General features: G+C 66.1%; 13 protein-coding genes. 8 read left to right on the top strand and 5 right to left on the bottom strand.

Features of this window, described 5'->3' with window-relative positions:
• Positions 1–70: 70 nt before the first annotated feature.
• From VT03_RS02065 to VT03_RS02040, 6 genes are all read left to right on the top strand, one after another.
• On the top strand, positions 71–2,944 hold the full coding sequence (locus VT03_RS02065) for a hypothetical protein (RefSeq protein ID WP_075091446.1): 2,874 nt from the start codon (positions 71–73) through the stop codon (positions 2,942–2,944).
• Between the two features lie 249 nt (positions 2,945–3,193).
• Positions 3,194–4,564, top strand: coding sequence for a GDSL-type esterase/lipase family protein (locus VT03_RS02060; RefSeq protein WP_075091445.1), 1,371 nt, complete (start codon positions 3,194–3,196; stop codon positions 4,562–4,564).
• 76 nt (positions 4,565–4,640) lie between these two features.
• Complete coding sequence (locus VT03_RS02055) at positions 4,641–5,816, top strand: type IV pilus twitching motility protein PilT (RefSeq protein WP_075091444.1); 1,176 nt, start codon at positions 4,641–4,643, stop codon at positions 5,814–5,816.
• A gap of 191 nt (positions 5,817–6,007) precedes the next feature.
• Positions 6,008–7,894: a GspE/PulE family protein gene (locus VT03_RS02050; RefSeq protein WP_231870578.1), complete on the top strand. Its 1,887-nt coding sequence runs from the start codon at positions 6,008–6,010 to the stop codon at positions 7,892–7,894.
• A 225-nt stretch (positions 7,895–8,119) separates the two neighbouring features.
• The gene (locus VT03_RS02045) at positions 8,120–8,719 is read left to right on the top strand and encodes a hypothetical protein (protein ID WP_075091442.1); all 600 of its coding nucleotides are present in this window, start codon (positions 8,120–8,122) and stop codon (positions 8,717–8,719) included.
• 186 nt (positions 8,720–8,905) lie between these two features.
• Positions 8,906–10,348 (top strand): CvpA family protein, encoded by a 1,443-nt coding sequence (locus VT03_RS02040; protein ID WP_075091441.1) that lies wholly within the window; start codon positions 8,906–8,908, stop codon positions 10,346–10,348.
• 10 nt (positions 10,349–10,358) lie between these two features.
• Here VT03_RS02040 and sugE read toward each other — a convergent pair whose 3' ends face one another.
• Entirely contained in the window at positions 10,359–10,685 is a 327-nt protein-coding gene (sugE, locus tag VT03_RS02035; protein ID WP_075091440.1) for a quaternary ammonium compound efflux SMR transporter SugE, read from the bottom strand.
• Between the two features lie 286 nt (positions 10,686–10,971).
• On the opposite strand from sugE, the gene prmC reads away from it, so the two are divergent.
• Both prmC and VT03_RS32520 read left to right on the top strand, forming a co-directional pair.
• On the top strand, positions 10,972–11,871 hold the full coding sequence (prmC, locus tag VT03_RS02030) for a peptide chain release factor N(5)-glutamine methyltransferase (protein WP_231870577.1): 900 nt from the start codon (positions 10,972–10,974) through the stop codon (positions 11,869–11,871).
• A gap of 77 nt (positions 11,872–11,948) precedes the next feature.
• On the top strand, positions 11,949–13,187 hold the full coding sequence (locus VT03_RS32520) for a YpsA SLOG family protein (protein ID WP_082845868.1): 1,239 nt from the start codon (positions 11,949–11,951) through the stop codon (positions 13,185–13,187).
• A gap of 82 nt (positions 13,188–13,269) precedes the next feature.
• On the opposite strand, the gene VT03_RS02015 is transcribed toward VT03_RS32520, so the two are convergent.
• The 4 genes from VT03_RS02015 to VT03_RS02000 all read right to left on the bottom strand — a co-directional run bounded on the left by VT03_RS02015 (position 13,270) and on the right by VT03_RS02000 (position 17,860).
• Positions 13,270–13,761, bottom strand: a complete 492-nt coding sequence (locus tag VT03_RS02015; protein WP_075091439.1) for a hypothetical protein — start codon at positions 13,759–13,761, stop codon at positions 13,270–13,272.
• A 93-nt stretch (positions 13,762–13,854) separates the two neighbouring features.
• Positions 13,855–14,694 carry an SDR family NAD(P)-dependent oxidoreductase gene (locus VT03_RS02010; RefSeq protein ID WP_075091438.1) on the bottom strand — a complete coding sequence of 280 codons (840 nt, stop codon included), beginning with the start codon at positions 14,692–14,694 and terminating at the stop codon, positions 13,855–13,857.
• Between the two features lie 123 nt (positions 14,695–14,817).
• Positions 14,818–16,254: an aldehyde dehydrogenase family protein gene (locus tag VT03_RS02005; protein WP_075091437.1), complete on the bottom strand. Its 1,437-nt coding sequence runs from the start codon at positions 16,252–16,254 to the stop codon at positions 14,818–14,820.
• A 562-nt stretch (positions 16,255–16,816) separates the two neighbouring features.
• On the bottom strand, positions 16,817–17,860 hold the full coding sequence (locus VT03_RS02000) for a prenyltransferase/squalene oxidase repeat-containing protein (protein ID WP_231870576.1): 1,044 nt from the start codon (positions 17,858–17,860) through the stop codon (positions 16,817–16,819).
• Positions 17,861–17,977 lie beyond the last annotated feature (117 nt).

The following is a 17,977-nucleotide window of genomic DNA, read 5'->3' as shown; positions in this document are numbered from 1 at the left end:
CGCGTCTACCCGACGCTGCGGAGCCCGCACGTCCCGGAGTCCGCACTCTCTCGCCACCGCGTCCCTCCCCATGACTTACGACGACCTCCTGATTCTGATCCCGAGTCACAGCCTCGAGGATTTTCCGACGGAGCTGGGGGAGAAGCAGGCCGAAGGGCTCCTCAATCCGTTCATCGTGGCGTGGCACCCCGTGCTCATCGCCAACGCCCAGCGTCTTCCCCGCTGGCAACGGGCCGACGAGAACATCCCCGTCCAGCCGAACCGGCTGGTGATGATCCCCACGAAGTGCGCGGAATCGGTTCCCGAATCCTGGATCGAACGGGCCCGCCGGGAAGGGATGCACGTCGTCACCGGGATCACGGAGCGGCAGGCCCTCATCGATGCGGTCCTCGCGCCGCTCGACCAGAAGCCGGCGGTCGATCCCGACCTGACGGCGGACTTCCTGGCGTTCGGTCATCTCTACATCCAGTCCGAGCTGCTGACCCGCCACATGCGGAACTTCAGCCATCTCGACGAACCGCATCTCGAGCGGGAGATCGTCGCGGCGGCCAAGGCGGCCTGCACGCAGGATGGCGAAGGGGCCCGCAAGCACCTGCGGCACTGCTACGAGATGCTCCTGGAGTGCCGCGAGCGGTACTACCCGGTCGACTGTTTTCTGCTCGACCTGTGCCTCGTGATCCCGCGGCTGGCAGGAGAAAAGCTCCAGCAGCTTCTGCGGTCCGAGACGCCGCTGAACCTGATGGTCACCGGCGCCGATCTGGAGGAGATCGCAACGACCTATCCCGAGACGATCCGGCTCCTCAAGGAGGGGATCCAGGCGAAACGTGTTGAGCTGATCGGCGGGGAGCATCGCGATCTCTGCACGCCGCTTCTCGACCTCGACACCACCGTCCGGCAACTCACGGCGGGGCGGGAAGTCTATGAGCGGCTGCTGGGGACGAGCCCGGTCGTCTGGGGCCGCCGGCGGTACGGCGTCAGCCGGCAGATGCCCCAGGTCCTGGGACGCTCCGGGTTCACATCGGGACTCCACTTTGTGATGGACGACGGGATCTACCCGGACGAGGAGCAGTCGAAGCTCCGCTGGGAAGGGTGCGACAACTCGACCCTCGATTCCTTCAGCCGGATCCCGCTCGCCGGCGACAGCGCATCGAGCTACCTCCGGCTGCCGGTCCGCGTCTCGGAATCGATGGACCACGACCACGTTGCCGGCGTCTGCATCGCCCGCTGGCCGGAGCTGCGGACGCCGTGGCTCGAAGACCTGCGGCGGGCTGAGCGATACGCCCCGATCCTCGGAAAGTTCACGACGTTCGGCGAGTTCTTCACCCGAACCGAGCACTCCGGCCGGCCGACGGAGTTCAAGGCCGAAGGCTACCTCTCGCCGTTCTTCGTCCAGGCGGTCGCGAAGCAGGAAGCCGCTCCCGGGACGCGCTATGTCGAGTGGTGGAACCGGCAGACGGCGTTCCAGTCGGCCGCCTGGCTCCGCACCATGGCGGCGATGCTCTGGGGCCGGGACTGGCCGGCGCTGGTCGCTCCGACCGAGGCGGCTTTCTCCGCCGCCGATCCGGAAGCGGCGCTGGAAGTCGTTGACGCATCGCGGAAGGCAACCGGCTCGCTCCTCTCCGAAGGGAAGTCCGCGATGACCGCGGTCTTCCAGCACGGGACGACATCCGGACGGCCCGGGTGGATCGCTTTCAATCCGCTTTCCTTCGCCCGGAAGGCGGTCATTTCCACTGACTCAGGCGAGGCGGCGGTCGACGGAACACGCGTCCTCGCCGCCCAGGCCGAAGGAAAGGGCTCGACGGCAGTTGTCGAGATTCCCCCCTGCGGGTTCATCTGGATCCCCGCCGCCCCGGCCGGAACTTCACAGCCGAGCCCCTCCGCCAAGGGAGGCAAAGCTCCGCCGCCGCTGGCCGAGGGGCTGACCGTTCGCAACGAGCTGTTCGAAGTGGTCCTCAGCGACGTGACGGGCGGGATCAGCCAGGTCCGGACCTATCACCGCAGCCCCAACCGCGTCAGCCAGCAACTCGCCTTCCGTTTCTCCCGCGAGCGGACGATCAACGTCGGCGAAGGGGACGAGGCCCAGAGCTACAAGACCTACTACTCCGAAATGCAGATGACCGGCAGCCGCGTCCTGGCGACCGGTCCCGCGGTCGGAGCGATCGAGACGACGGGCGTCCTCATCGATCAGCAGACCGGCCAGACGCTCGCGGGATATCGGCAGGAGGTCCGCCTGGCGCGGGGACGGTCGACGATCGACGTCACGGTCGAACTCGACGTCCAGAAGAAGGCCGAAGGAGACCCGTGGTCGAACTACTACTGCGCACGGTTCGCCTGGAAGGATTCGACCGCCGCCCTGACCCGCGCGGTCCAGATGGGAGCCCATCCGGTCGGCGAGCAGGAGCGGATCGAGTCCCCACACTATGTCGAGATCGCGGATGAATCGTGGCGAACGACGATCCTCGGACGCGGCCTGACGTTCCATCGCCAGACCGGCGACCGGATGGTCGACACGATCTTCGTCACCGAAGGCGAAACGGCCCGGACGTTCCACTTCTCCATCGCCATCGACGACCAGTACCCGATGCAGGCGGCGCTCGACGCCATGACGCCGCCGATCGTCCTGCCGGTTGAGAAGGGGCCGCCGTCCGTCGGCGAGACCGGGTGGCTCGTCCATATTGGAACCCGCAACGTCGTCTTGACCGGCCTCCATCCGATCCGCGGCGAAGGGGGTGAGGCCCTCGCGACGGGGAGCGGCTTCGCGCTCCGCCTGCTGGAGACCGAGGGACGAAGCAAGGTCTTCAAACTCCGCCTCTTCCGGGCGCCGACCTCGGCTCGCCAGCGGGACTTCCGCGGCCACACCGTCCAGACGCTGCAGGTCGACGGCGACGCCGTCGTGGTCCACATCGCTCCGCACGAGATCTGTGAAGTCGAAGTCACCTTCTGATGTCTTGCCGCGGTTGGATCAGGAAGAGTTAAACACCAAGACACAAAGACTTCACCAAGAGCACCAAGGAACTCATTCAACTGTTCCCCCTTGGTGCTCTTGGTGCCTCCTTAGTGTCTTGGTGTTTAATGAACGCCCCCCATCTGCGGCACCGCTCTGAGGGTTGACCTGCGGTGAGGGCAGGTCGACACTGCGACGGCCGGCGGGCGTGCGGCTGCGCCGGAGACTTTCGCGGCTCAAGGGAATCCCATGCACGTCCTGCGGCTCCTCTCGGTCTCTCTGGCGATTGCGTTCTCGTTCGCGGCCACGCTCTCTCCCGGTGTCAGCGGCGGCGGGGAATTTCCGCTCAAAGACGGTGACATCTGGGTCATGGCGGGGGACAGCATCACCGCCCAGCATCTCCACTCGAACTACTTCGAGGCGTTCTGCTTCGCCCGGTATCCGAAGCTCAAGTTCGCCTTCCGGAACTCCGGTGTCGGCGGCCACACGATCCCGACGACGCTGGCCCGGTTCGACTACGACATCGCCGCCTGGAAGCCGACGGTCGTGTCGGTCGAGCTGGGGATGAACGACAAGGGGCGGTTCACCCCCGAGGAGTACATCGCCAATATGACGACAATGGTGAAGCAGATCCGCGGGATCGACGCCCGTCCGGTGATGCTCACCGCGAGCCCGGTCAACAGCGGCGACACGATGGCCAGCCTGGGGCAGAACCAGCGGCTCCACGACTACGCGGTGTCTCTCAAGAGCTTCAGCGCGAGCGAAAAAGTCCCGTTCGCCGACCAGTTCCATCTCCTGATCGACGTGTGGGGGAAGAACAAGCCGGCCGAGAGCCTGGCGAACGCGATGCCGATGCTCCGGAAGCTCTCACTGGACCCGGCGGTGGCGGGGGCGGAGGGATTGAAAACGTTCGTGGCGGCCCAGGACGCTCTGCCGAAGAAGCCGGTTTCCATGCAGGGGGACCCGGTTCATCCGGGGGCTCCCGGACAGGTCATGATGGCGGCGGCGCTGCTCAAGGAGCTGGGGGCCGAGGCGTTCGTCAGCCGGGCGGTGGTCGATGCCTCCGGCAAGATCGCCGAAGCCAAGGGCTGCACGATCGAGAATGCCAAGGGGGATGGGAAGACGCTAACGTTCGATCGGCTCGATGAGTCGGTTCCGTTTCCGATTCCGGCCGACACGAACGTCGTCATGGCGCTCGATCCGACGATTGCCGCGCTGAGCGACTACACGCTGGCGGTCACCGGCCTCAAGGCGGGGCGGCACCAGCTCGCCATCGGCGGAGTGGCGGTCGGCGATCCCCGGACAGACAAAGAATGGGCCGCGGGCGTCAACGTGGCGGCCCTCGCCTATGGACCGACGGCACGGCCGGCGGGGGCCGCGGCCAATCCGATCGTGGCCCAGGGGCAGGCGATTCTGGCCGCCGTCGGGGCGAAGGAAGGCCTGGTCGGGCAGTGGCGGGCGCTCTCCCAGCGGGCCCACGCCAAGGACGCTCCCGAGAACCTGAAGACGGAGCTGGCCGCCCTGATGAAGCGGGTCGAGGCCGAGGACGAGAAGATTCGGGGGGCGGCCAAGCCCCGGACGCTCCGCTTCGAGCTGACCTTCGTGCCGGACGTCCAATGACAACGGCCCGGAAATGCCGTAAACTAAAGAGTAATCCCGTCCTCCGTTTGCGCTCCGCCTTCCGCAGGAGTCCCCCATGAGTTCTTCGCCCGCGGCTCCCGCCCGCAACCTCGGTCACACGCTCGGTCCGAACCTGGCCAAGCGGAACGGGCCCGAGCCGGAAATCAATAAGCTCTTCAAGCTCCAGATCAAGTTCGAAGGGTCCGACTTACACCTCAAGGTCGGGAAGCCGCCGATCCTCCGCATCAAGGGGACGCTGCGGGAACTCGACATGCCCCCCATCGACGAAGACACGATGTGGCGGATGTTTCTAGAGGTGATGGACGACCGGAACAAGGAGCTGATGGCGGCCACCGGCAACGCCGACTTCTCCCACATGGTCCTCTACGAGGGGAAGAACTGGCGGTTCCGCGTCAACCTCCTCAAGCAGCTCGGCAAGCCGGGACTTGTCGCCCGTAAAGTCGAAATCAACATCCCGAACTTCGAAGGGCTGTACCTCCCGCCGGTCATGGAGGAGCTCTGCAAGTACGACCAGGGGATGGTGCTGCTGGCCGGGGTGACCGGGTCAGGCAAGTCGACGACGATCGCGTCGATGCTGAACTGGATCAACCATCGCGAGCGGGTCCACATCCTGACGATCGAGGACCCGATCGAATTCGTGTACGAGCAGGACAAGGCGCTGATCAACCAGCGCGAGATCGGGATGGACGTCAGCGACTTCCACATCGCGATGAAAGGGGCCGTGCGTCAGGACCCGGACATCATGCTGGTGGGGGAATTGCGAGATAAGGAAACTTTCGAAACCGCGATTCACGCGGCGGAAACGGGACACCTTGTGTTCGGAACGATCCACGCGTCGTCCGCCCCGTCGACGATCGGCCGTATTCTGGACCTCTTCCCGCAGGACATGCACAACGCCATCCGCTCCTCGATGGCGTTCAACATGAAGGCGATCGTCGGCCAGAAGCTGCTCCCGACCGTCATGGACAAGCCGAAGCGCGTCCCGATCGTCGAGATCATGATCTTCAACGCGATCGTCCGAAAGCTGATCCTGGAAGGGCAGGACGAGAAGCTCTCCGCCGCGATCCGGCTCGGAAAGGACGAAGGGATGCAGGTCTTCAACGACTCGCTGTACTTCTTCCTGAAGGGTGAGTTCCTGGACCGGCCGACGGCGTTCGAAGTCTCTCCGAACGTCGAAGAGCTGAAGATGATGATCAAGGGAATCGACGTGAAGGGGCCCGCGATCCTGTAGCCGGCCGCTGTCCCTTTCCTCGTGGGATCGTTTGTCCTGCCGGCCGATTCGGAAGAGAGCCGCCTGACAAACCGGGAACGGATGACCGAGAGGGAGCATCGAAGAGGCTCCCGCGTGGGGCGCGGCCAGCGCCCCAAGAACTTCTGGCGTGGCTCCGGTGGCCCCGGGGCCGATGAACGATTGGCATCGGGATGCGTGGCTCACAGCCTTCGGCATGGCGACAGTGGATGGCGTGCGGGATCTGCCTCGCGGTCCTGCTCGGCGGCGGCGTCGCCTTCGGGCAGGCGCCTCCCGACCCGACCGCGGCGGCGCCAGCCGGCTTCCCGCCGGCGGCCGGTCCCGCCATGCCCGGTGTGCCCACCCTGGGAAGCGGCGTTGTCCTCAACAACACGACCCCTCTTCCCCCGGTCATCCGGTACGCGCACCTCCCGACCGATTTCCTGCGGGGGAACTCCGGGGTCGTCGGGTTCTATTTCAGCCTCTTCAAGCTGGTTCTCCTCATCGGGTTCTTCTTCGGCTGGGTGCACTATTCGACCTGGGTCTTCGACGACAGCGGGTCGCTGAAGGTCCGCCCGCTCCTGTGGAACTCCGCCATGCTTGGCGGCGGCGTCGCGGCGATGGCGCTGTTCCTCGTCATGCCGGCGTTCGCCTTCGGCCTGATCGCGGCGGCGCTGGCCGGGGGGCTTCCGCTGGGGCTCTACATCAATGAGCGGAACCAGCGCGTTCCGGACGCCGCCAAGGTCATGACCCCGGCCCACATCAAGAAGTGGACGAAGCGGCAGCTCGCGCGGATCGGGATCAACTTCGGCGCGGGACGGGCGATGGAGAGCGTCGCCGGGCCGCCAATCTCGTTCGTCGGGAAGTCCAAGACCGGCCAGCGGGACGACGCCCGGACCCGGTCGGTCGAGAACTCGAAGGGGTTCCTGGCCGCCAAGGAGGTGGTCTACGACGCCATCATGCGGCGGGCGACCGACATCCATCTGGAACCCAAGGAAGACGAGCTGGGAGCCCGGCTCCGTATCGACGGCGTCATGTATCCGACCGAGCCGTTCGACCGCGGCATCGGGGACGCGCTCATCAACATCTTCAAGGTGTTGAGCGCCATGGACATCACGGAGAAGCGCAAGCCGCAGGACGGCTCGTTCAGCGCCATCCTCGAAGACCGCGAGATCGACTTCCGCGTTGCGACGCAGGGGACGCGGTTCGGCGAAAAGATGAGCATGCGTATTCTCGACCAGTCGAACTCGGTCAAGTCGCTCGAACAGCTCGGGATGCGGAAGCAGCTCGTCGAGCAGATCGACAAAATCATCAACGAGCCGCACGGCCTGTTCATGAGCTGCGGTCCGACCGGGGCCGGTAAGTCGACGACGCTCTATGCTGCGCTGTCCTCGATCGATTCGAACGAAAACAACATCATCACGGTGGAGGACCCGGTCGAATACAAGATGGAGAACGTGACGCAGATCGAGATCAACCAGAAGGCCGGCCAGACCTTCGCCGGCTCGTTGCGAAGCATCCTCCGTCAGGACCCCGACATCGTGATGATCGGGGAAATCCGCGACGAGGAGACCGCCAAGATCTGCTGCCAGGCGGCGAATACCGGCCACATGGTCTTCTCGACCGTCCACGCCAACGACACGATCACCGCCCTCTTCCGGATCATCGACCTGGGGGTCGAGCCGTTCATGCTCTCGACCGCCGTGTCGGGGATCCTCGGCCAGCGGCTGGCCCGCCGCCTCTGCCCGCACTGTCGCGTCGCCTACAAGCCGAATCCGGAAGTCCTCAAGCAGGTGGGACTCTCGGCCGAGAAGGTCAAGGAGTTCTACAAGCCGCCCACCGAGGGGAAGGGCGAGAAGTGCACGCACTGCAACGGCATGGGATACCGGGGACGCATCGGGGTGTTTGAACTGCTGGTCATCAACGACCGGCTGCGGGACCTGATCCGCGAGAAGGCCCCCATGACGGCCATCAAGGCCGAGGCCCGCAAGAACGGGATGCTGTCGATGAGCGAAGAAGGGATCCGCCTCGTCGTCCGCGGCGTCACGTCGATCGACGAAGTGGCCCGCGTGGTGAAGTGACGGGCTGAATGCCAGGACCGAAGACGCCAGGCCGGAACGAAACGTAGACGGAAAGTGCACAGGACATGATCGATATCGTTCTCATCGCGATCCTCGCCGGGGTGACGTACTTCGTCGCCAACGAAGGCCCGTGGGGCGCCGCGTTCACGCTCTTCAGCGTGATCCTCTCCGGGATCATTGCCACCAACTTCTTCGAGCCGCTGGCCGAGAAGATGGGGGGGGGCGATGGGCTACGAATGGCAGGCCCGGGTCGACATCATCGCCTTCCTGGGGATTTTCTCGCTCCTCGTCTATCTGATGCGGCTGGGGACGGACCACCTCATGCCGACCTACGTCGAAGTCCAGCCCCTCCTGTGGGATGTCGGCCGTTGGGCGCTCGGCGCGGCGACCGGGTACGCGATGGTCGCGATCCTCCTGACGTCGCTCCACCTGGCCCCCTTGAGCCGCGAGTTCGCCGGGTTTACTCCCGAGCGCGGCAACTTCCTCAACACGGCCCCGGACCGGATGTGGCTGGGTTTCATGCAGTATCTTTCCGAGAAGTCGTTCGCGAGCGGAACCGGGCAGATCTTCGACTACGCCGACGAGACCATGGCCGGGACCCCTCCGGGCTGGCAGTTCGCCTCGTTCCCGATCCGTTACGCGCACCGCCGCGAGGCGTACACGAGCTACGGCCCGCTGACCCCCGGCGGCGCCGCGCCCGCGGCCGGGCCGGCTCCCGCGGCGGCTCCGGCCGCCCCTGCGGCTCCCGGCCCGTCGCCGAGCCCCGGACCTGCGTCTCCCTCGCCAAACCCCGGGAATTCGCGTCCTAAGGCGGGCGGATTCTGATCGGACGGACTCTCATTTCCGGGGTCGGGCTTGCCGGAGAGGGCAGGGCCGTCGCGGCGGAGAAACTCGTCTTTCCCCGGTTTCCCCAGACGAACTAGACTGAACCGGCCGGTTTGGACAGGCGAATCCCTGCGCTCTCCGGTACGGTTGGGGACGTTTTTCCCCCGCGGACATGGAGGACGCGCCGTGTGGTTTGACGTTGTCGTCTTGGTCGTCCTGGCGTTCTTCGGGCTTCGCGGAGCCGTCAAAGGGGTCATCTTCCAGCTGGCGAGCATCGCCGGCATCGGCCTGTGCCTCGCCTGCGCGGGGACGAGCGCCAAGCTCGTCGGGCCGCACATCAACGTGCAGCCCCCCTTCAACCAGTGGATCGTCCTGTTCGGGACGTATCTCGTCTGCACCTTCGTCGCTTTCTCCTTCGCCCGCGGACTCAACTCCTGGACGGAGAAGGCGCACCTCGGCGAACTGAACCGGCACCTCGGGTTCCTCTTTGGCGTCGTCAAAGGGGTCGTGCTGTGCCTCGTCCTGACCTACATGGTCGTGACCTTCTCCCCCACGGCGCGGGACTCGCTCAAGAGCTCCAAGACCGCCCCCTATGCCGCCCGGCTCCTGAACCGGATCCAGCCCCTCATGCCCGAGCGGCTGCACGCCACGATCGACAAGTTCCTGACGCAGCTCGACCATCCGGAGTGGATCGAGCCGGGAGCCGGCGATCCAGCGAACCCGTTCGATCCCGTTCCGGGGACGCCGGTCGTCGGCGACGACATCCGGTTCATGAACCAGCCGTTCCCCGGCGGCAACGAGCCCTGGCCGGGAACGACGTCGCCGACCGGCTCGACGGTTCCGGGCGGATCGACGCGGCCCAACCCGCAGGGATCGCAGGCGACCGCGCAGGACTTCTGGGCCGAGGTGCAGTCGCGGATGAGCGCGGAAGCGCAGCGGCAGATCGCCAGCGCCTGGCAGAACGCCGATCCGCAGACCCGCCAGAAGATTCAGGACGACATCCTGAATGCGATCCGCAACACCCCGCCCGACCAGTGGGGTGACATGCAGAACCGGATCATCGAAAGCGGCCGCCAGGGCGCGGTCGATCTCGTCGGCAGCTGGTTCTCTCAGCAGTTCGGCGGGAACGCGCCTTCGACGCCGACCCGGCCGGCCTCGCAGCCGAATTACAGCCAGCCGTCCTATTCGCAGCCCTCCTACTCCCAGCCAGCATCGAACCCGCAGCCGTTTAACCAGCCCTCCTACGGAGCGCAGCCCCAGACCCAGCCGAGCTACGGCAATCCGCCGGCCAACAGCGCCCCGGCGTCGGGTAGTGAAAAGCTGCTGACCGACATCGTTACCGCCCAGTCCCCCTTCGCCCCGTTCCAGCAGAAGCTCCGCGACCAGATCAACGGGCTTCTCGGCGGCGTGCCGGAGCCGGTGGCGGCCGCAGTGCTGACCGACTGGAAAGCGGACCTCTATCGCGAGCGCGACCCCGATCCGCAGACCGACGCGACGACGCCGATCGAGACGCGCCTCCTCCGCCAGCTTCAGAAGGCGGGGGTTCCGGAGAATCGCCTGAGCCGCGAAGTCCAGCAGCGGCTGAACTCGTTCCGCCTCAGCAGCGAGCTTCCCGGCGATCTCCGGTAAAGAGTCCCCGCTACGGAGCGGCAGGCGTCAGGACCTTAAGGCCGATGATCCCCGCGAGGATCAGGCCGACGCACACGAGGCGTCCGGCCGTCGCTGCCTCGCCGAAGAGGACGATCCCCAGGATCACGGTGCCGACGGCGCCGATCCCGGTCCACACGGCATAGGCGGTCCCCAGCGGCAGGCTCCGGACGGCGATGCCGAGGAGCGTCATGCTGAGGACGAGCGCGATCAGGGTGCCGACCGTCGGGCCGACGCGGGTGAAGCCTTCGGTGTACTTCAGGCCCACCGCCCAGCCGATTTCAAAGAGTCCCGCAACCGTCAGGATAAGCCAGGGCATATCTTCCTCTCCCGTTTGGGGCCGTCCCCGATGAGTGGGAGAGGTGAGGTCGTCCTCACGTCCTGCTGGAGCGGCGAGCCGCCCTTGAAGGTGGGAATCGTACGGTCCGGGGCCGGGGAGGCAATGGACTCTCCGGCGTCTCTCATTCAGGCCAATCGGGGGCTCGAATCCGGGAAAGGGGCGAAAGCGGAATTGAACTTTTGAACAGTCTTCCCAACAATTCATCCCCTCTCCGGAGCGGAGAGTTTTCCCACAGGATTGCATGGTGTCGCAGCAGGGAGGTCTGGTGTCGGGTGCTCCTTCCAAGCCGCAGGTGGCCGCTTCAGAGCCGTGGACTGTCCGCCGGATCCTGGAGTGGACGACGGATTATCTGAAGCAGCACGGAAGCGAATCGCCGCGGCTCGAAGCGGAGATCCTGCTGGCCCACGCGCGAAAGTGTCCGCGGATCAAGCTCTATACCGATTTCGACGAAGTCCTGACCGAGCCGGTCCGGGCCCAGATGCGGGACTTCGTGAAACGGCGGGCGAACCGGGAACCGGTCGCTTATCTCGTTGGGCACCGGGAGTTCTTCAGCCTCTCGTTTGAAGTCGGCCCGGGGGTCTTCATCCCGCGGCCCGACACGGAGACGCTCGTCATGGAGACGATCGGGCTGGCGAAGGGGATGGAGTCGCCGCGGATTCTGGAGTTGTGTACGGGATCCGGCTGCATCTCGGTCGCGCTGGCGGTGAATCTTCCGAAGAGCCAGCTGACGGCGGTCGAGCTCGACGATGTCCCGTTCGCGACCGCCCAGCGGAACGCGGAGAAGCACAAGGTCCGGGATCGGATCGACTTTCGGCAGGGGAATCTCTTCGAGCCCGTCGGGGCAGGCGAGCCGTTCGATTTCATCGTCAGCAATCCCCCCTACATCCCCGACGGCGAGATCCCGACGCTCGAGCCCGAAGTCTCCCGGCACGAGCCCCGCCTGGCGCTCGCCGGAGGAGCGGACGGACTGGACGTGATCCGGACGCTGGCCCGGGAAGTCCCGAAGCACCTGAAGTCCGGGGGATACTTCCTGTTCGAACTCAGCCCGGAACAGGCTCCGGCGGCGCTCGAGCTCTTTGCGGGAATGCCGGAGACCTACCGTCCCGGCGTCGTGCACAACGACCTCACCGGGGCCGCGCGCGTCATCCGGGTTCAGAAGATCTGATTTCTGGCGTGCGGTGGAGAGATTCGTCGTCCGTCCTCGGTGGATCGAGAAGTCCGTTTCCTCGCGGCCAGATCACCATGATCGAACGCATCGTTTCCGGCGGGCAGACGGGCGTTGATCGCGGGGCGCTTGATGCCGCGCTCGAGATCGGGATCGCGTGCGGCGGCTGGTGTCCCGCGGGACGACGGGCCGAGGATGGGACGATCCCGCCGGAGTACCCGCTCCAGGAGACGCCGACTCCGCACTATGCCGGGCGGACGCGGTGGAACATCCGCGACAGTGACGGCACACTGATCCTCCACTTCGGGCGGCTGGGGAGCGGGACCGAACTGACCCGTCGTATCGCCGACGAGACCGGCAAGCCGCTGCTGATCGTCAACCTCGCGGAGACGGACGGCGGGGCCACGGCAACGATCCATTCCTGGATCCGGAGTCAGCGCGTCCGCGTCCTCAACGTCGCCGGTCCGCGGGAAAGCACGGCACCCGGGATCTCTCAGTCGGTCCGCCTCCTCCTTCGTGACCTCCTCAAAACCATGACGCCATCCAGCGAACGCAAAGGGGCCCGGCGGATGGCCGACATCCCCGCCGAGGTCCTCGAACAACTCAACGCCGGCACCCTGGAGACCCGGACCCTGGCGGAGGGGCTGGCGGTCAATTTTTACACGCTCCTCGGACATGCCCTCCCGGCGCGCCGGAAACTCCCCCCCGAGGCAACGCTCTTTGCCGAGACCGGCGTCACCCGGCGGATGGCGGCGGCGGCCGCGTGGCTGCACTCCGAGTTCGGGCTCGATCACTGGGATCATTTCGCCGGGCATTCCTCCGACACCGTCCGCGGATGGGCGGCCTACATGCTCGGGGCATCGGGACTGCCCCTGGCGAAGAAGCTCGACCGGATCCGGCCGCTCGCCGACGACCCTCATTCCGGTGTCCGCGAATGGGCCTGGATTGCCATCCGTCCGAATGTCGCGCGCGACCTGCCGACCGCGCTCTCCCGGCTGCGGCCGTGGACGTCTCATGCCTCGGCGAATATGCGGCGGTACGCCAGCGAGATCACGCGGCCCTGCGGTGTGTGGTGCGCGCACCTGAGCGAGCTCAAGTCAAACCCCGATGCGGGGCGGGGGATTCTTGATCCTCTCCACTCCGACCCGGCCAAGTACGTCCAGGACTCCGTCGCCAACTGGCTCAACGACGCGTCGAAGTCGCGGCCCGACTGGGTCGACGAAGTCTGCCGCGACTGGCTGGCGAACTCCTCGACGCCGGCCACCGTCCGGATCTGCCGCCGGGCGCTGCGGACCGTCCGCGCGAAAGCGAAGTAGCCTGGCCGCTTCCGTCGGGTGAAAAGAAAAGGACGACGGGGGGCGCCCGTCGTCCTTCGACGCTTTCACGGTCTTGGATCGTTCAGGTCGTGGGCTCAGCCGATTCGGTCTTAGCCGGCGCGGCCGGTTCCGCGTTCTCCGAAGCCGCCGGCTCGGAGGCCTGCTCCGCTGCGGGCTCCGCGAAGACGGAATCGCTCAGGACGATGGCCTGGCGCTGTTCTTCAATCATCGGGCAGGTCTCGGCAACTGCGGCCGTGGCCCGGGAGATCGCCGAGCAGGCCGACGGGCAACTGGCGACCGCGCTGCAGGAAGAGGCCGACCCGCAACCGGAGGACAGACGCGCGCCGCAGGCGGGGACGTCGGATTTCATTCCCGGGAGGAACGACACGTACTCGGCGAGTTCCGGCCGGACCGTGACCGCTCCATAGACGCCGGCCGCTCCGAGAGTCAGAACTGCCAGGAGGCCGTAGACCGCGCGAGACACCACGCGGGCGCCGCTCGCCGCCTGCGGCTCCGCATCGGTCTGCGGCTGCGGCTCTTCGGCGTAGGGCGAAACCAGATCTCCGTTCGACATCATTGTGCTCCGGGGCGAAAGACGTACGACCGCGAACATTGTATTCCGGCGCGCCGCAATCGCGACAGGAATTCTCCTCGCCCTGAGTCGGGTTTAACGAGCGGGGTTGACGCCGGAGCGGGCATGCCGCCGGGCCAGGTACCAGCGGAGTAACCGCCGGGGGGCATAACGAAAAAGCCATGCGGCAAGAGTCGGTCCCCAGCCGGGATAGACGACGGCCCGGCCCGCCTCGAGTCCCCGGAGCGCCTGCCGGACGACCTCGTCGGGAGGGAGCGCGAGGAAACCGTCGCCGCTGCGATCGGTATCGGCGCCCCCCTCGCGGCGGGCGACATTTCGAAAATTCGTCGGCGTCGGTCCGGGGCAGACCGCCGTGACGCCGACGTTCTTCTCGGCGACTTCGATCCGCAGCGCTTCCGAAAAGCTGGTGACAAAGCTCTTGGTCGCGGCATAGACCGCCGCGTCGGGTAACGGGAGCGTTCCCGCCAGCGAGCTGACGTTGAGGATCGCCGAGGCCGGGTGGGAGCACAGAGCCGGCAGGAGGGCCCGCGTCAGGAGGACGAGGCCCGTGATGTTGAGATCGATCTGGGCGCGGAGCCGGTCAGGATCGGCCGTCGCGACGGAGCCGTAGTCCCCTCGCCCGGCGTTGTTGATGAGGAGGTTCGGGCACAGGCCGGTCTCGTCGAGCCGTCCGAGGATGTTCGGGATTCCGTCCGGCGTCACGAGGTCGGCGACGCACAGCTCGATCCGCAGTGCCGGGGAGACGGAGAGCAACTCGCTCCGCAGCGATTCGAGTGCGTCCCGCCGCCGCGCGACCAATAGCACGGCGTTCGCCCGCGGCGCGAGCTGTCGCGCGAATTCCGCACCCAGCCCCGCCGACGCGCCGGTAATGACGGCCCGGCATCCGGTGAGCGAGAAGTGGGGGGAACGGGACACGGGCGGGCGTTCTCAGGAAGACCGGGACGATGCGGAATGCGGTTGCGGTACCTGCAGTCCAGCAGGGCAGGAAAAAGGCCGGCTGAGACAGCCGGCCTTTCAGGGACCAGGGATGCCGTCCGCTCAGTGGGCCGGCGGCGGGCTGTTCTGGAACGCGCGGGCCCGGAACAGGAAGTCGATGAGGTTCCCTTCGTGCGGCTGCATCCAGTGGAGCTGCATCGTCTTGACTTCGCCGATGTTCAGCCGGTCGATGTTGACGGCGTCGACGAGCTGCTGCGACCACGCTTCGTTCTTCGTGATTGCGGTGCAGACGAGCGTCTGGCCGATCCGCTTGATCATCTCGTCCTGGGGGCACTCCACGACCGTCGCACACGGGAACATGTACTCGGTATTCGTCAGGAAGGCGTCGGGGTTGGTCGAGTGGAAGACCGTCGGGCGGAGGTAGTCGCACCGCTCGTGCTTCACGAGCCGTGGCCCGCCGCGGTACTTCTCGGCCACGTCGCTGACGCCGGGCTCCTTGAGCTTCTCTTCGATCTGGGCGTTGATCGCGTCGGCGGCTCCCGGAGTCGTGAAGGCGGCGAGGCTCGCCTTGGGATCGGTCATCGGCAGCGGAGCGACCGGTCCGAGCCGCTTGGCGATCGCGTCCGCAATCTCGGCGGTGTGCCGGCTGGCCCACACGCCCGAAGCGTTGATGCAGGAGCGGCCGCCGTTGAGGAAGATGCTGTCGACCATCAGGTCGACGTACTTCTCCCAGTCATCGACGACGTCGTCGCCGAGGAGGATCTTGCTGTAGCCCGGGCCGTGGGCCTGGACCTTCGGATCGCCGTGGTATTTGTCGATCGTCGCCTGTCCGCCGAAGATCATCGACCTGGCGCACGACTCCATGACCGCCGGGCCGCAGTCGTGGCCGCCGGGGTAGAGCGACATCGCTTCGCGGGGGACTCCCGCCTGGGCGAACGCTTCGACGACGCGGTACGGGGTCCAGGGCTCGGACGAGCCGGGCTTGATGACGAGGCCGACCTGGAGCGGGATCACCGGCATCCAGAGGGTGTGGACGCCAGGGGAGTTCGACGGCAGCACCATCCCCATGACCGGGCTCTGGCACTGGTAGCTCATCATGACGCCGCGGGACTCCATCCCGTAGCCGCGGGAGAGAATGTCAAACGGCAACCCGCGGGTCAGGGCTTCGAGGACCTGCCGCATGTTGCGGAGCATGTACGCGTTCTTCCGCATGTTCGCGGCGCACATGGCTTCGGGAAGGCCGGTGGTGGCGGACTGGATCCGGCAGAACTCTTCGGGGGTTTGCGTCCCGTTGCCGAGCGGGAGCGTGGCGTTCATGTAGAGATCGGCCGCCTGGACGCACATGTCACAGAGCTGGTCGATCGAGAACTTCCGGAGTACTTCGCGGGCCTTGGCCTGCTTCCGCATGTCGAGCTTGATAATCCCGCCGTTGGCCTGACTCATCGTGGCCAGCGTTTCCCCGGTCTCGAAGTGGACGATGGGGGTCTTATCGATTGACTCGTAGGGTTTGCCCCAGCGGATCACGGGGATATCGAGCATCGGGAGAGTCCTGTCACAGGCGGGGCGAGAGGGATGATCGGGCGACATCGACCGTCTGGGCGAGCGATCGGGATGCGGACCATTCGTTCTCGCGAACGGTGGGAAGTGAGGCGCGGCGGCGGTAGTGCTTCGCGCGACACTTTATGATAGGCGAACGGATGCGCAGGCAAAATCCAGTCGTCCCGTCGAACCGCGTCCGTGCCGGGGCAGCTTCCATCGCTCAAACCCAATGTGCCACGGCAGCCTGGGGTCAAGGGGCCTAGAAACAACACGGGCCCCCTTGCCGCCGGAGGCACTTTCGATGGGGAACCGTGGTCAGCAACGGATGTCCCTTTTGTGGGACCGGCGCTGAGGACTCCCTCACATCACACCGCTGGCTTTGCAATCCCCGCGCGTTGGTGAGGGGGCATACGGCACGGTGTCCGCGCTTGGACACTCGCTCCTTCAGACATCGCTCGACGAGACGGCCTCCGGCGGGCAAAGGGCCAGAAAAACAACACAGGCCCCTCTGCACTCCCCACCAGGGTGCTCCTGGACCCGGTTGGGGAGAGGCGTGCCGCTGCTAGCGCTGATAGATCTCGAGAAAATCTTTCTCGAGCTGCAGGATCGTGCAGTTGATCGCCGTGACATAGACAGGACCGACGTTCCCCTCACTCCAGGAACCGTTCGCCGCCTGCGTGTTCAGGATCTCGCCCCCGACATCCGCAATGTATTTATCCCACTCCTGCGGACTGCGGTACATGACCTGAGAGTAGTAATAGTGCATGTAATGCCAGTGGCCAAAACTCTGGGCCACCCCGTCCCCGCTGCCGGGCCAGACGTTCTTCTTGCAGTAGTTGAGCATGTTCTTCACATGATCGGAGGCGTCATAGTCCCCCGCGCTGTACATCGCGGCGACCGCCGCGGCCGTGATCGGCGGACGCGCCCCGCCCCCCCGGCTGCTGTACTGGACCCCGCCGCTCGGCTTGTCCGTGCTGTCCTCGATGTACTTCTTCGCCCGCTCGATGATCTCGGCCGGGACGACGATCCCGGCGTTGCGACACGCGCGAAGTCCCTGAACCTGCGTGATGCAGGTCGACCCCTCGTCGAAGTCGTTCCCGTCTTTCGCCGAGACGTAGCCCCAGCCCCCCTTGGAGGTCTGGGCGGCGGCGCTGAACTTGACCGCGTTCTCCAGCACCTTCTTGATCTGCATCCGCCGCCCCTCTTCCTCCTCCTCCCCGTAGACCTGGGAGAGGAAGAGCATCGAGAAGCCGTGGCCGTAGGTGTAGTGGTAGTCGTCCAGATAGCCGATGAGGCCGTTCGGCTGGGCGGAATCGAGCAGGAAATCGACCGCCTTGGCGATCGGGCGGGCATACTTCCCCCGCGTGGGGGTCGAGCCTTCGCACAGCAGCGCGATCCCCGAAAGCGCCGTCATGGCGACGCGGTACTGCCCCCCGTTCGCCTCCCAATACCCCTGTCCGCGCTGCTCGCGGACCAGGTATTCGAGCCCCCGTCCGACCGCCGCCTCGTACTTCGGATTCCGTTCGGCGGCCGCCGCCGGGAAGACCATTCCCTGGCCGAAGACGATCGCGCCGCACGCCAGGAAACCCAGAAACGATCGGAGCATGTCAGACAGTCCTCCCTTGTTCGCCGACAAGGACAAGGATACGGCCGCAGGTTGCCCTGCGGCAATGGCGTGTCCGCGGACGCCGAGGAATCCCCTTTTGACGACAGCACCTGCGGC

It is taken from the genome of Planctomyces sp. SH-PL14, assembly GCF_001610835.1.
Taxonomy (GTDB): domain Bacteria; phylum Planctomycetota; class Planctomycetia; order Planctomycetales; family Planctomycetaceae; genus Planctomyces_A.
The sequence above is the reverse complement of the archived record's forward strand: the minus strand, read 5'-3'. Positions and strand labels throughout refer to the sequence as shown.

Excerpts from the sequence above, each read along its gene's own strand:
- VT03_RS02065 (WP_075091446.1), top strand. The coding sequence starts at position 71 with ATGACTTACGACGACCTCCTGATTCTGATCCCGAGTCACAGCCTCGAG.
- VT03_RS02060 (WP_075091445.1), top strand. The coding sequence starts at position 3,194 with ATGCACGTCCTGCGGCTCCTCTCGGTCTCTCTGGCGATTGCGTTCTCG.
- VT03_RS02055 (WP_075091444.1), top strand. The coding sequence starts at position 4,641 with ATGAGTTCTTCGCCCGCGGCTCCCGCCCGCAACCTCGGTCACACGCTC.
- VT03_RS02050 (WP_231870578.1), top strand. The coding sequence starts at position 6,008 with ATGCGTGGCTCACAGCCTTCGGCATGGCGACAGTGGATGGCGTGCGGG.
- VT03_RS02045 (WP_075091442.1), top strand. The coding sequence starts at position 8,120 with ATGGGCTACGAATGGCAGGCCCGGGTCGACATCATCGCCTTCCTGGGG.
- sugE (WP_075091440.1), bottom strand. The coding sequence starts at position 10,685 with ATGCCCTGGCTTATCCTGACGGTTGCGGGACTCTTTGAAATCGGCTGG.
- VT03_RS32520 (WP_082845868.1), top strand. The coding sequence starts at position 11,949 with ATGATCGAACGCATCGTTTCCGGCGGGCAGACGGGCGTTGATCGCGGG.
- VT03_RS02015 (WP_075091439.1), bottom strand. The coding sequence starts at position 13,761 with ATGTCGAACGGAGATCTGGTTTCGCCCTACGCCGAAGAGCCGCAGCCG.
- VT03_RS02005 (WP_075091437.1), bottom strand. The coding sequence starts at position 16,254 with ATGCTCGATATCCCCGTGATCCGCTGGGGCAAACCCTACGAGTCAATC.
- VT03_RS02000 (WP_231870576.1), bottom strand. The coding sequence starts at position 17,860 with ATGCTCCGATCGTTTCTGGGTTTCCTGGCGTGCGGCGCGATCGTCTTC.